Raw genomic sequence first — 12285 nt, forward strand, 5'->3', positions numbered from 1 at the left:
CGGATGAGTCAGCCGAGGCGTGAAACTGCACCGACAAGCGTCTCGATACCGATGGCCAGCGAGCGCTCGTCCACGTCGAAGGTGGGCGTGTGGTGGCCGCCGGGGTGGTCGGTGCCGACGCCGACGAAGGTTGCGAGGCCGCCGTGGCGCTGGACGCGATCCATCAGGTAGGTTGCATCCTCGCTGCCGCCGAGTTCGGCACTGTGGAGGCGCGAATCGACGCCGGTGGTCTCGCCCGCGGCGGCGTAGACCACGTCGGCCAGTTCCGCGTCGCTCTCGGCGCTGGGTGCTTCGGCCGTCGTCTCGATACTCGATTCGCAGTCGTGCATCTTCGCGGCGTGTTCGACGACCGTGTCGGCGCGCTCGCTCATGTACTCCTTCAGGTGGGTGGTCTCGCCGCGCACCTCACCCTCGATGCGGGCCGACTCGGGGACGATGTTCGTCGCGGTGCCGCCCTCGACGACACCGGTGTTGATGCGAGTGTCGCCCTCGCCGTGCCGCCGGATGGCGTGGAGGTTCTGGACGGCCGTCGCCAACGCCTGTACCGCGTCTCGACCCTGTGCGGGATGCCCGCCGGCGTGGGCCGATTCCCCGGTAAAGGTCGCCTCGAACTGCCGTACCGCGAGGAATCCACCGACACCTGCGACGATCTCGCCGGTCGGGTGGTCCAGCCCGATGTGGACGGCGAAGAAGCGGTCAACATCGTCTAAGACGCCGCTCTCGGCGACGGCCTTCCCGCCGCCGATGACCTCCTCGGCCGGTTGGAAGAGGACGTGGAAGGTCCCCGAGAAGTCGCTCTCGGCAACCGCTTCGAGGACGCCGATGCCGATGGTCGCGTGGGCGTCGTGGCCGCAGGCGTGCATGTACCCCCCGTTGGCCGAGCGGAATCCGGCATCCGCGGGTGCGTGAGTAATCTCCTCGGATTCGGTGATGGGCAGTGCGTCGATATCGACCCGGAGCGCGACGGTCGGCCCGTCGCCGCGTTCCAGCGTCGCCAGCGCGCCCGTGTAGCCGCCGGCACAGGCGTCGAGAACGTCCTCCCGTGCCCCCGCCTCACGCGCTCGTTCGTGCCACTCAGTCAGCACTTCTTCGTCAGGAACAGCCATCCGGGCGTCCCCATCCAGTATCTCCGGGCCGACGCGTAACTCGTCGACGCCGATTCGCTCGACTTCCTCGACGATGCGACTCGTCGTGTAGAACTCACACCACGCGGGTTCGGGATATCGGTGGAGGTCCCGTCGAAAGCCGACGAGACGCTCGTGTCGGTCCTGATCCATACGGGCGAAAGGTCCCCCGAGAACTTATGACCCGCTACCGAGCTGCGTCCGCTGTTCGATACCGGCCTCGACGTGGACGCCCGGGGGGAACGCCTCCTCGGTCACGTCGCGGGCGAAGTCCTCGTACCCGATTATCTCCATGGTCCGCGTGTAGACGGTGTAGTTCCACGACTCGAAGCGGTCGCCGTCCGGACCGAGCGTCTTCGACTGTGGAACGCGCAGCTCCGTCGGCTGCTTCGGGTGCGGTCCCTTCAGTTCGACGCCTTTCCGCTCGGCGCGGTCTTTGATGTCCGCCACGACGTCGTCGAGGCGGTGGCGGTCCCCACTCGTGAGTGTCAGGGTCGTGACGAACGGCATCTCTGCAGTGTCTCACTGGCGAGTGCTAAAAGGCTCTCCGTTTCGCATTCGGCTCGATGGACAGTGTACTATCATGTACAACTATCGCTTCAGTGAAACGGTCCCCTACCGTGGTCTCCGGGTTCACAGCCTGACTTCGGCGACGAGAGCCGCCGTCGCGCAGTCTCCGATATTCTCTTAAGTACCCATGCAGTAACCTCTCGTAATGATAGAGGCCACGAGCGCGGGAGCCATCCTCTTTCGCGATACGCGTGGCCGGCGGGAGTACCTCCTGCTCAAGAGCCGACCCGGTGATTGGGAATTCCCCAAGGGCGGCGTCGAGGGCGACGAGGAACTCCAGCAGACCGCCATACGCGAAGTGAAAGAGGAGGCCGGAATCGGTGATTTCCGGCTCTTAGACGGTTTCCGCAAAGACTACGACTACGTGTTCGAAGCGAACGGCAACACCATCCATAAGACGGTCCACCTGTTCGTCGCCAAATCCTTCGAAGCGTCCGCAGAGCTATCGACGGAACACCGCGACCTGCAGTGGCGCGACTACGAGCAGGCAGTAAACACCGTCACACAGGACGGCCCCCGCGAAATACTGGAAGACGCTCACGAGTTCCTCGACGAGCGACAGGAGAACGAAGCGGAGTAGGCGAACGCCGAAACGACAGGCTGAGTGCCTGAGGGTGCTTTCACTCCCACCTGGCTCGCGTCGATTCGATAGCTTCGCTCTTCGCTATCCGGTCACTCGCTGGGCTGTCGGGACGGTCGTTCGATGGTAGGTTTCGAGGACCAGTCCTCCTCGCAGATATTTCTCTCCGATTTAACCGGAAGTTTAATAATAAAATGTGCCAGTGGTGTAGTAGTATGTCAGCAGAAGATGGCGAAAAGAGTCTCGCACTGGCGTTGATTCTGTCGTTTTTCATCGCGGGTGTTGGACAGATGTATCAGGGTCGGACCAAAGAAGGGGCGGTCATACTCGTCGGCGCACTCGTTTACGGCGGGGTCGCGTTTGCTATCACGCTGGTGACTGCCGGTATCGCTGGCCTGGTTCTTGGCCCGCTCGGTATCGTGTACTGGCTGTTCAACCTCTACGACGTGTACGCGCAGTTCCTCGACCTCTGAGCCGGGGCGGCCCGATTTTCGTATCGATTCTTCCGTCGTTGCTAGCGGGCTTACTCGAAGTGTCTCTGTACTCGAACATCCCATTGTCCAGCTATAAAAGTATAAATAGGAAAACAATAAGGATATACTTGAATGATAAGCGATGCGATAACCTATCCAATAGAAGGAGAACAAACCGCTGAGATACTCGTTATCGGGGGCGTTTTGAGCCTCGTTTCGGGGCTACTAGCCGCCGCCATCACGTTTATCGGGGCCCTCACACTCGGGCTCGGATTCATCTTGTTACCGCTCGCGTTCGTCCCTCTACTGGGTATTCTAGGGTACTACGTTCGAATCCTCGAATCGACTGTCAGTGGCCGGCCCGAACCGCCGGCGTTCGACGACATCGGCGGCGCGTTCAAAGACGGGTTGTTCGCCGCGGCTATCGGCGTCGTCTACTACCTGATTCCCGGGGTGCTATTCGTCGTCGTCGCGCTGTTCGGCGGCCTCCTCGGCGGCGCTCTCGGAAACGAGGGCGGTGCCATCGGCGGCGTCCTCGTCTTCCTCGGAGGGGGGATCGCGATACTGTTGACTATCGCATTGACGTACGTCTACCCCGCTGCACTCACCCGCTACGGCGTGACGGACAACGTCGGTGCGGCCTTCTCGTTCAGTGACCTAGCCGAGACGATTCTGAGCGTGGACTACCTCGTGGCGTGGCTGTTCGGGTTCGTAATTCTCGCCGTGGGTGGAGCTATCTCCGGTGCGATCAGTCTCATCCCGCTCCTCGGGTGGATCGTCGCCCCCGTCGTCCAGTTCCTCTTCGCCATGATGGCCTACCGTGCCTTCGGACTGGCGTACAATGCCGGGAACAGTGGCATATCGGCCGGCCCCGAGACCACTGCGGCCTGAGACGGATTTATTATCACGAGGTTCGATGCTGTCGTAGTGACCTCCGAGTTCGCCTTCGAACTGTGCGTCTGCCAGTGGGCCGAACGGGAGTGGTCGCCCGACCGAACCGACTCCGCGGTCCTCGTCGCCCGGCAACTCGGGACGAAGTACCGCCGCTGGGACACCGTCGTCCTCGAATGCGACCCCGATAGCCTGCGCCAGCGTGCGCAGTTCGGCGCGCAGGCGTTCGATTCGGACCTGTTACACGTCCTCAGAAACGCGCCCACGGATTGGGAGTTCTACCGCGATGCGCTCCCCGACCCCGGCTATCCGTGGCGGTACGTCCGCGAGTCGATTCACGAGGCCGCCGACCGGGACGCCCTAGAGACGCGCAAGCGGGGCAACCGCATCGAGATTCGCAGCCGTCGCGAGTATCCCAACTGGCTGCGGCGCGTGGTCGCTATCGAGAACAAGCCCGACCTCTCGGCGAGCGCCGCCCGCGACCTCGCGGACCAACTCGAACGCGACGTGGCGCTTGGTCTCGCAGACGAGGTGTGGGTGGCGACGGCGGCCACGGACGAACACGTCGAACCGATACTGCTCTCGGACTTTCCCGCTGCGGCTGGCGTCCTGACCGTCGACGCCGAGAGCGGCACCGCCGACCAGGTCTGGCAGCCGCGGACGCTCGTGGTTTCGGACCCGGGAACTCGCATCCTCGAACGGCCGACCGACGATGCCAGCGCCGCCCGTTTCGAGTACGCAGACCCCGACTGGAAGGCCGAGAAGCGACTTGCGATCGCCGAGCGGGCGTACGAGCGCGGGTGGCGCGCCTACGCAGAGACGATGCGTCCGGACTGCCGGCATTTCCAGCTACGGGCCGACGAGACGGGCGTCTATCCCCATTGCGCGGCCAAAGAGCAATTGCCCACACAGAAAGAGTGCCGCGGGTCCTGCCCCGAATACGAACCAGAACCGCCGGTGTGGCGCACGCGCGAGTGGCCCATCGAGGGCGGTCCCGGCGCGGCCATCAAGCGACTGCTCGACCGGCGTCGCCGTCGGTCACGGCCGGGCCTCGCGGAGAAGTGACTACGAGTCCAGCACGTCGACGTCGACGTCCTCACGTTCGACGGCCAGTCGGAACGTCGGCACCGTCTTCTGGACCGTCTCGACGATGCCCTTATCCGCGAGACTCCGCAGCGCCGAGCGGACCTCGTCGACATCCGACTCCTCGCCGGCGTCGCGCAGGGCGTGTAACACGGAGACGACGCTCTGACTCTCCTCGTCGGGACCGGCGATGACGTCGACGATAGCGGCCTGTAACGGCGTGACCGTGATGGTCTGGATGCGGTCGGAGTCTTCGCCGTCTATCAGCGCCGTCGCCTCGGGCGTCGCACAGATGAGGCTGTCCTCGTTTCGGTAGTAGTACTCCTTCAGTTCGGATTCGAGGTACTGGTGGACCTCGCTGCCGTTGTCCATGTCCCACAGTTCCTGCAACTCGCCGTTCTTCGTCGGCTGGCGCTCGACGATGTCTGCGAGTCGCTCGCGGGCCTCCTCCGAAAGGGTCATTATCCGCACATAGCGCCAGTGGTGTTACAAGCGTTCTGGAGTCGGCCGATTTCGGTCGGCGAACGATATTTGACCGCTCGAACCCGTAGCTCTACAGATAGTGATTTCGCGTTCTCGCCTCACGGCCGCAGTCGCCCTCTTCCTCGTCGGGGCGCTCGCCGTCGTCGCTGTCGGTCCGGCCGCTGCGGCCGACGCTCGCCTCACGCTGACTGACGCCACCGTCACGCCCGCGACGCCTGCCGCCGGCGCGCCGATAACTGCCGAGACGACGATTCGCCTCTCGGCAGGGAGCGACACCCCGCTGACCGTCGGGGAAGTGACCGTCCGTGACGAGGAGACGGACGAAGTCATCGGAACGGCGACCGACCTCGGTCGCCTCTCGCCCGGCGAGACGCTGACGGTTCCGGTCACGTTCACCGTCGCGGAGCCTCGGTCGTACGACCTCAGAATCGTCGCCGTCGGGACCGATAGCGACGGCGAACGAGCGCGAGCGACCCGACCGCTCTCGGTCGGAGTCGAGCGCGGCCAGCCACAGGTCGAACTCCAGACAATGGGTCTCGTTTCCGGCGCGGACACGCCGATTCAAGCCGTCGTCTCGAACCCGACGACAGCACCGCTCAGGGGTATCGAACTGCAGGTGACGAACCCCGAGACCGGTGAGCGCACGCGACGCACCGTCCCGACGCTGGCCGCCGGCGGGTCCGCGACGCGGAACTTCTCCGTTCGGGCTGATTCGCCCGGCGAGACGCCGCTCGAACTGTCGACGACGTACACGACGGCAGCGGGGGTCGAACGGACGGCGACGGCGACGCGGACGGTCCCGGTCGCGCCGCTCTCGACCGACGTGGGCGTCCGCGTCCAGCAAGCGCAGACCGACGACGCCGCGCAGGTGACGGGCGGACTGTCGGGGCTGTTAGGCGGCAGCAATGGCGGCGCGCTCCGACCCCAGTCGGGTGAGGGCGACGAGGAGAGCGAGTCGCTGGTCGACGTGACTGTGACGAACTTCGGCAACACGCCGGTCGAGCGGGTCGTTCTCGCCGGTGAGACGATAGCGGGAGAGACGCTGGAATCAGTCGGGCGAATCGCCGCCGCCGCCGAGCTCGCGCCGGGCGAATCGGCGACGGTTACCGTCGACCTCTCGTCAGTCCCCGCCGCAGACGGCGTTCGGTTCGTCGCCCGATACGATGCGCCAGATCAGCGAGGCGAGAGCCGGGCCGTCTACGGCTACAGCGTCGCCCGCGGCGACGCCACCGTCACCGGGCTCGACGTCTCGGTCTCTGAGGACGGGCAAGTGACCGTCGACGGCAACCTCGCCAACACCGGCGACGGCGAGGTGACGAGCGCCATCGTCGCCGTTTCGCCGACCGAGTACGTCCGGCCGGCGTACCCCCAGCGCGACTACTTCGTCGGGACCGTCGCCGGCAGCGAGTTCGCGCCGTTCGAACTGACAGCACAGGCCGATACGGCCAACGCGACGGCGGTCACTGTCCATCTAGACTACGCCGTCGGTGGGGAGCGCGTCACCGATACCGTACAGGTTCCGCTGCCGCCCGAAAACCAGAGTGGCAGCCGGGACTGGCGGGCGCTCGGCGTCGTCCTCGCAGTAGTTGTCGCGCTGGTGTTCACCGTCGCTCTCGCGCTGTTCATCCGCCGCTCGCGGGGCCAATGAGGCCCAAAAACGGGGCCGAGCCGGTTCCGCCGCTTCGCCTCGTCGACGTGAGCAAGCGATACGACAGCGGCGGCGGTGGCGTGGTGGTCGCGCTCTCGCACGTCGACTTCGCCGTCGCGCGCGGGGAAGTCGTCGCCGTCGTGGGGCCGAGCGGGAGCGGGAAGAGTACGATGCTCAACATCCTTGGCCTGCTAGACGAGCCCACGAGCGGGCGGGTCGAACTCAACGGGAAGCCGACAACGGGACTGACGGAGACTCAGCGTACCGACGCCCGCCGGGAGTCGCTGGGGTTCGTCTTCCAGGAGTTCCATCTCCTGCCGACACTAACCGCACTAGAGAACGTCAGGTTGCCGACCGCCTTTCTCCCCGGCGACGCCACCGACCGGGCGCGCGACCTCCTGGAGCGAATGGGCTTGGGCGACCGGTTGGACCACACGCCCGACGAGCTATCCGGCGGGCAGAAACAGCGCGTCGCCATCGCCCGCGCGCTGATAAACGAACCGTCGGTCCTGCTGGCCGACGAACCGACGGGCAACTTAGACCGCGAGACGGGCAAGAACATCCTCGAAGAGTTTCGGCGCATCACCGACGAGGACGACGTCGGTGTCGTCGCCGTCACGCACGACGACCTCGTCACGGAGTACGCCGACCGCACCGTCGAACTCGTCGACGGAGTGATTCGCCGTGGGTAGGAACGGCCGGCGGTTCCCGGCGCTGTCGCTGGCGACGCGGAACCTCTCGCGCCAGCGCCTGCGGGCGGCGCTTGCGGCGCTGGGTATCGTCATCGGCGTCTTCGCCGTCGTCACGCTCGGACTGCTCGGGAACGCACTGAGCGCCGCCGCGACGGAGGAACTCGGTGGCCTGGGCGACCAGGTCATCGTCAGTCCCTCCTCGGAGAGCGACCGGGAGTCGCTGGACGCCCGCGACCTCGCGGCGATTCGGCGGGCCGCTGACGGGCGCGGAACGGTCGTGCCGCTGAAGGCCACCGGCGGGTCGGTGCGCGCTAACGGCGCACAGACCGTCGCGCAGGTGTACGGTACCGATAGCCCGCGAGCGCTGTTCGGTAACGGGAACAGTGCCAACGAGAGTAGTGCCATCCCGGCGTCCCATCGGCAGGGAGCCATCGTCGGTGCTGACCTCGCCACCGACCTCTCGCTTCGGGTGGGCAGCACAATAACCGTCGAGGAAAACGAGTACCGCGTCATCAGTGTCCTCCCCGAAGTCCAGAGCATCTCACCGTTGCAGCCGGATTCGGCGGTGATTCTCCCACCCAGCGAGCTCGTCACGCCGGGTTTCTCGCAGGTGGTCGTCCGGGCGGACTCGGCTGTCGACGCGCGAGCGGTCGCCGACGGGGTCGAACGGCGGCTGAACGCCCGGCAGGAGCGGGTCAGCGTCTTCTCGCTGACGAGCGTCCTCGACCAGATTACGGAGTTCTTCGACCTGCTGAACGGTTTCCTGCTCGCCGTGGCTGGCGTCTCCCTCGTCGTCGCTGGTGTTAGCATCTTCAACGTGATGTTGATGTCCGTCTCCGAGCGGCGGGGCGAAATCGGCGTCCTCCGTGCGGTCGGCGTCCATCGACGACAGGTCCTCCGGACCCTACTCGTCGAGGCGACGCTGCTGGGCGTCGTCGGCGGCGCGATCGGGGCGGTTCTGGGCACCGCCGCCGTCGTCGTCACGGCCACGCAAACCGAACTGCCGCTGTGGGCGGTGTTGCTGCCCGAAAACGCCGTCGTCCCGCTCGGCGCGTTCGCCTTCGGCGTCTTCGTGGCGCTGGTCGGCGGGCTCTACCCCGCCTACCGGGCGGCGTGGGAACCGCCGGTCGAGGCGCTCCGGGGCTGACCGGCGCGCTTTTCTCGATTCGACGTGCAGTCTGAACCCGTGCAGCCGCCCGAGAGCAGTTATCGCACGACCTCCCACCGACTGGTGACGAATCGCGACGCCGCCCCGCCAGACGCGTGGGTCCGCGCCGAGAACGCCGTTCTCGGGGCCTGCCTCGACGCCGAAATGACAATCGAACTCGCGGTATATCCGCGCTTGCTGAAGCAGGGTGCGCCGTCCGTCGCGGCCGTCTTTGGTCAGTTAGACCGCGTCGAGGGGCGCGCGCTTCGAGGCGACCCGCCGGTCGTTCACGCGAGGCCGACCGACCGCAAACGGTTGCTTGGTGCGCTTTCGGTTTCTGCGACCGACGAGGTCCCACTCTGGCGCTCACAGGGCATCTACCGAATCGCGGTCGTCGACGGTGACGAGTGGCGCTACTACTCCGTTCCGCGGAAGGCGGCGATACGGGCCGTCGACGGTCCCGGCGACGACCTGAAGGCGGCGATTCGAGCGGTGATCGCCGAGATTCCCTGCACCGCGCTCTTTCCTCACGGCGCGCTCGCGTCGTGGACCGTCAACGACGTCGGCATCGAGATCACGACCGAGGGGCTGTGGCTCGGTCGCTCCGGTGGCGAGAGCCGCTGGTATCCCCACGAGAAGCTAGAGGGTGTCGTCGCCGACGAAGCCGCCTGCGAACTGCTGCTCTCGTGGCCGACCCGCCGTGACGACGCGGCGTCGTCGCTCGGCCGCCTCGTCTCGGGACTACTCGACCGGCGCAGAGAGTCGCCGCCGCGTCTTCTCCACCCGCCGGACGCTTCGACGCTGGAGACAGCGATAACCGCCTACGAGCTCGTCGCCGACCGCCTCTGCTACGACTTCGAGGCGCGCCGGCAGTCGAACGTGGCCAACGGACTTTCGGGACTGCGGCGGTGACGGCTGGCGACGTCGAGTGCCGCCGACTACAGCTCGGCGACGGTGTCGGCCACGTCGTCCCAGTGGCTGCCGCGCCAGAAGTGCTGGCCGCAGTTCCGACACCGCCAGACGGACTCCTCGGCGGGGTCGGGCGCGTAGTCGGGCGTCGGCTCCGTTCGGTCGACGCGTTCGACGGGTGCGTTGCAGGTGCCACAGCGAACCGGTTCGTCGGTCAGTTCGAGGTCGAATCCGGCCGCGACTAGTTCGCGGAGTTGCGCCTCGATGTCACGTTCGGTGAGCAAGACGGCGTCCGGAGCCTGCCTCGCCAGCCCCTCGTCGCGGGTCACGAGGCGGCGGCCCTCAGTGTGGGCGAGCGCGAGCATCGCGTCGTCGTCCTCCGCGTCGCGGTCCAGCGCGTAGGCCGCGTCGTAACCGCACATCCGAAGGTGCGTCGCCAGTTTCCCCAGCATCGCATCGAGCAAGAGCGGGTCCCGCTCGTACGTTTCACGCATCGAGGAACTCCCGGACGCCGTCGGCGTCCCGCGTGTTGAGCACGTCGGCGGCCTCGGCCCACCCGCGACGGGCCGTGTGGACGCCGTAGCGGACCTGCTCGAAGTTGCCGGGACTGTGGGCGTCCGTATCGATGACGATAGTCGCCCCGGCCTCGATGGCCTGCTTGACCGCCGCTCCGGAGAGGTCCAGGCGGGCGGGACTGGCGTTGACCTCCAGTGCAGTCCCGTTCTCGGCGGCTACCGTAGCGAGGCGCTCGACATCGAGGTCCAGCCCTGGGCGGCGATTCAGAAACCGCCCCGTCGGGTGGCCGATGACGTTCACATTCGGGTGCTCGGCGGCCGCGATAAGCCGGTCGGTCCCATCGCCGTCGAGGGCGGCGTGGGGCGAAGCAACCACGCAGTCGAGTTCGGCCAACAGGTCGTCGGCCACAGAGATGCTCCCGTCCTCGGCGATGTTGGCCTCGACGCCGCTGAACACGTCGATGTCGGCCTCGCTGGCGACGGCCTCGACTTCTTTCAGTTGCTCGCGCAACTCCTCGTCGGGGACGCCGACGCCGCCGACCATTCCCGGCCCCGTGGCGTGGTCCGAGATGGCGATATAGTCGTGACCGAACGCCGCGGCCCCCTCGACCATCTCCTCGACAGTGTAACCGCCGTCGGACCACTCCGTGTGGGTGTGTAAATCGCCGCGAACGTCGCCCTCTTCGAGGAGGTCCGGGAGGGCGTCGTTCGCCGCGGCCTCGACTTCGCCGCGGTTCTCCCGTAGGTCGGGAGCCATCCAGGACATACCTAACGCTTCGTAGACTCCTTCCTCGGTCTCGCCGGCGATTCGCTCGCCCGCTCGCTGATTGTCGTCCTCGACGCCTTCCACGTCAAAAACCCCGTACTCGTTGACCTTCAGGTTCCGTTCGATGGCGCGGTTGCGGACGGCGACGTTGTGGTCCTTGCTCCCGGTGAAGTACTGCAGGGCCGCGCCGAACTCTTCGGGGACGACCACGCGTAGGTCCACGCGGACATCGTCGCCCGCGTAGACGCTCGCTTTCGTCTCGCCCGACTCGATGACCCGGTCGACCTCCGGCCAATCGGTGAAGGCCTCGACGATCTCCGCGTCGTCGTGGCTGCCGACGAGGACGTCCACGTCGCCGATGGTCGGCTTCCAGCGGCGAATCGAGCCGCCGAGCGCGCACTTCTCGACGCCCTCGACGTCGCTCATGTAGGCCTCGACGCGCTCGCCGTAGGGCCGGGCCTCGCCGAGCAGCGCCCGTTCGTGGGCTTCGCGCGCGAAGTCGATGTTGTCGAGGATGTTCTGCTCGGTCTTCGCGCCGAACCCCTCGACCGCCTGTATCTCGCCCGCTTCGGCAGCGGCCTCCAGTTCGTCGAGCGTCGTGATGCCGAGCGCCTCGTACAGCGACCCCACTGTTTTCGGGCCGACACCCTCGACGGCGGTCAGGGCTGCCATCTCGACGGGGAGCTCCGCGCGGAGTTCGACCAGTTCCTCGATTTCGCCCGTCTCGAAGTACTCGACAACCTTCGCGGCGATGGCGTCACCGACGCCATCTATCTCGTCGAGAGCGTCTTCGCCTTCCGCCGCCAGTCCCTCGACTGCGGCGGGGTGGTCGCGGATATTCTCGGCCGCGCGACGATAGGCACGCGGTTTGTACTCGACCCCCTGTGCCTCTAGCAGGTCGGCGAACTCCTCCAGTCGGCTGGCGATTTCGTCGTTCCGGCTCATGTTATCTCCCTCGTCCGGCACGACCCGTGCCGGAATCGGCGTCCTCGTGGCCAAGCGCCTTCCGCAGGAACTTCATCCAACGCTTCTGGTCGGCGGTCTCCTGTGTCTTCGCTTCCTTTTCGAGGTTCGCGGGACCGAGCTGTTCGAGCGCGTTCAGCGCCCGGTCGATGCCGATGACGGCCTCGGCCAGGTCCTCGCCGCGCTCGTAGCTCACTTCGCCGTCCTCGATTCGCTCCTTGCGCTCGATGCGCTCGCGCCGCAGATTCCGCTTCGCCTGCTCGACGCGCTCTCGTTCGCCAGCCGGGACGGTGTCCCGGCGCTTTATCTCGAAGACGAACGACCGCAGGTCGATGTCCTCTCCCTGGACGGTAATCTCGTCGGGGATCTCGGCACCGACGGTCGCACCCTCCCGTTCGATGCGCTCTAGGAGCTGTTTGCGCTCGAACTCTTGCACTACGA

14 protein-coding genes are annotated in these 12285 nt (G+C 66.3%); 8 read left to right on the forward strand and 6 right to left on the reverse strand.

Translation table 11 applies throughout. The features are described 5' to 3' along the window. Positions 1-8: 8 nt before the first annotated feature. Both E4S61_RS02710 and E4S61_RS02715 read right to left on the reverse strand, forming a co-directional pair. Complete coding sequence (locus E4S61_RS02710; RefSeq protein WP_135302363.1) at positions 9-1277, reverse strand: amidohydrolase; 1269 nt, start codon at positions 1275-1277, stop codon at positions 9-11. A 24-nt stretch (positions 1278-1301) separates the two neighbouring features. Then, positions 1302-1634, reverse strand: coding sequence for an uS10/mL48 family ribosomal protein (locus tag E4S61_RS02715; protein WP_135302364.1), 333 nt, complete (start codon positions 1632-1634; stop codon positions 1302-1304). A 205-nt stretch (positions 1635-1839) separates the two neighbouring features. On the opposite strand from E4S61_RS02715, the gene E4S61_RS02720 reads away from it, so the two are divergent. The 4 genes from E4S61_RS02720 (at position 1840) to E4S61_RS02735 (ending at position 4703) form a co-directional block, all read left to right on the forward strand. Continuing rightward, positions 1840-2274 (forward strand): bis(5'-nucleosyl)-tetraphosphatase, encoded by a 435-nt coding sequence (locus E4S61_RS02720; RefSeq protein ID WP_135302365.1) that lies wholly within the window; start codon positions 1840-1842, stop codon positions 2272-2274. Between the two features lie 215 nt (positions 2275-2489). Beyond that, complete coding sequence (locus E4S61_RS02725; protein ID WP_135302366.1) at positions 2490-2747, forward strand: hypothetical protein; 258 nt, start codon at positions 2490-2492, stop codon at positions 2745-2747. Positions 2748-2879: 132 nt separating this feature from the next. After that, positions 2880-3638, forward strand: a complete 759-nt coding sequence (locus E4S61_RS02730; RefSeq protein WP_135302367.1) for a DUF4013 domain-containing protein — start codon at positions 2880-2882, stop codon at positions 3636-3638. Between the two features lie 36 nt (positions 3639-3674). Continuing rightward, positions 3675-4703 (forward strand): DUF5787 family protein, encoded by a 1029-nt coding sequence (locus E4S61_RS02735; protein WP_394346434.1) that lies wholly within the window; start codon positions 3675-3677, stop codon positions 4701-4703. Here E4S61_RS02735 and E4S61_RS02740 read toward each other — a convergent pair whose 3' ends face one another. Further along, positions 4704-5183, reverse strand: coding sequence for a DUF5797 family protein (locus E4S61_RS02740; protein WP_135302369.1), 480 nt, complete (start codon positions 5181-5183; stop codon positions 4704-4706). A 100-nt stretch (positions 5184-5283) separates the two neighbouring features. Here E4S61_RS02740 and E4S61_RS02745 point away from each other — a divergent pair, with 100 nt between their 5' ends. Genes E4S61_RS02745 through E4S61_RS02760 form a run of 4 tightly spaced genes read left to right on the forward strand, consistent with a single transcriptional unit; the run spans position 5284 to position 9603 of the window. Beyond that, complete coding sequence (locus tag E4S61_RS02745) at positions 5284-6852, forward strand: COG1361 family protein (protein WP_135302370.1); 1569 nt, start codon at positions 5284-5286, stop codon at positions 6850-6852. Further along, on the forward strand, positions 6849-7544 hold the full coding sequence (locus E4S61_RS02750) for an ABC transporter ATP-binding protein (protein ID WP_135302371.1): 696 nt from the start codon (positions 6849-6851) through the stop codon (positions 7542-7544). The genes E4S61_RS02745 and E4S61_RS02750 overlap by 4 nt, the downstream gene beginning before the upstream one ends. Then, positions 7537-8691, forward strand: a complete 1155-nt coding sequence (locus E4S61_RS02755; protein WP_135302372.1) for an ABC transporter permease — start codon at positions 7537-7539, stop codon at positions 8689-8691. The genes E4S61_RS02750 and E4S61_RS02755 overlap by 8 nt, the downstream gene beginning before the upstream one ends. 39 nt (positions 8692-8730) lie before the next feature. Continuing rightward, positions 8731-9603 carry a hypothetical protein gene (locus E4S61_RS02760; RefSeq protein WP_135302373.1) on the forward strand — a complete coding sequence of 291 codons (873 nt, stop codon included), beginning with the start codon at positions 8731-8733 and terminating at the stop codon, positions 9601-9603. A 26-nt stretch (positions 9604-9629) separates the two neighbouring features. Here E4S61_RS02760 and E4S61_RS02765 read toward each other — a convergent pair whose 3' ends face one another. The 3 genes from E4S61_RS02765 to E4S61_RS02775 are packed head-to-tail and all read right to left on the reverse strand — an operon-like array spanning position 9630 to position 12280. Continuing rightward, positions 9630-10094, reverse strand: a complete 465-nt coding sequence (locus E4S61_RS02765) for a Mut7-C RNAse domain-containing protein (RefSeq protein WP_135302374.1) — start codon at positions 10092-10094, stop codon at positions 9630-9632. Further along, entirely contained in the window at positions 10087-11826 is a 1740-nt protein-coding gene (gene polX / locus E4S61_RS02770) for a DNA polymerase/3'-5' exonuclease PolX (RefSeq protein ID WP_135302375.1), read from the reverse strand. The genes E4S61_RS02765 and polX overlap by 8 nt, the downstream gene beginning before the upstream one ends. 1 nt (position 11827) lies before the next feature. Continuing rightward, positions 11828-12280, reverse strand: coding sequence for a DUF5788 family protein (locus E4S61_RS02775; RefSeq protein WP_135302376.1), 453 nt, complete (start codon positions 12278-12280; stop codon positions 11828-11830). Positions 12281-12285: the final 5 nt, after the last annotated feature.

The sequence above is a fragment of the Haloarcula amylovorans genome (assembly GCF_004681185.1).
GTDB lineage: Archaea > Halobacteriota > Halobacteria > Halobacteriales > Haloarculaceae > Haloarcula > Haloarcula amylovorans.

What these genes read in the sequence shown, in the direction of transcription:
- E4S61_RS02710 (WP_135302363.1), bottom strand. Translation starts at nt 1,277, where the DNA reads ATGGATCAGGACCGACACGAGCGTCTCGTCGGCTTTCGACGGGACCTC.
- E4S61_RS02715 (WP_135302364.1), bottom strand. Translation starts at nt 1,634, where the DNA reads ATGCCGTTCGTCACGACCCTGACACTCACGAGTGGGGACCGCCACCGC.
- E4S61_RS02720 (WP_135302365.1), top strand. Translation starts at nt 1,840, where the DNA reads ATGATAGAGGCCACGAGCGCGGGAGCCATCCTCTTTCGCGATACGCGT.
- E4S61_RS02725 (WP_135302366.1), top strand. Translation starts at nt 2,490, where the DNA reads ATGTCAGCAGAAGATGGCGAAAAGAGTCTCGCACTGGCGTTGATTCTG.
- E4S61_RS02730 (WP_135302367.1), top strand. Translation starts at nt 2,880, where the DNA reads ATGATAAGCGATGCGATAACCTATCCAATAGAAGGAGAACAAACCGCT.
- E4S61_RS02740 (WP_135302369.1), bottom strand. Translation starts at nt 5,183, where the DNA reads ATGACCCTTTCGGAGGAGGCCCGCGAGCGACTCGCAGACATCGTCGAG.
- E4S61_RS02750 (WP_135302371.1), top strand. Translation starts at nt 6,849, where the DNA reads ATGAGGCCCAAAAACGGGGCCGAGCCGGTTCCGCCGCTTCGCCTCGTC.
- E4S61_RS02765 (WP_135302374.1), bottom strand. Translation starts at nt 10,094, where the DNA reads ATGCGTGAAACGTACGAGCGGGACCCGCTCTTGCTCGATGCGATGCTG.
- polX (WP_135302375.1), bottom strand. Translation starts at nt 11,826, where the DNA reads ATGAGCCGGAACGACGAAATCGCCAGCCGACTGGAGGAGTTCGCCGAC.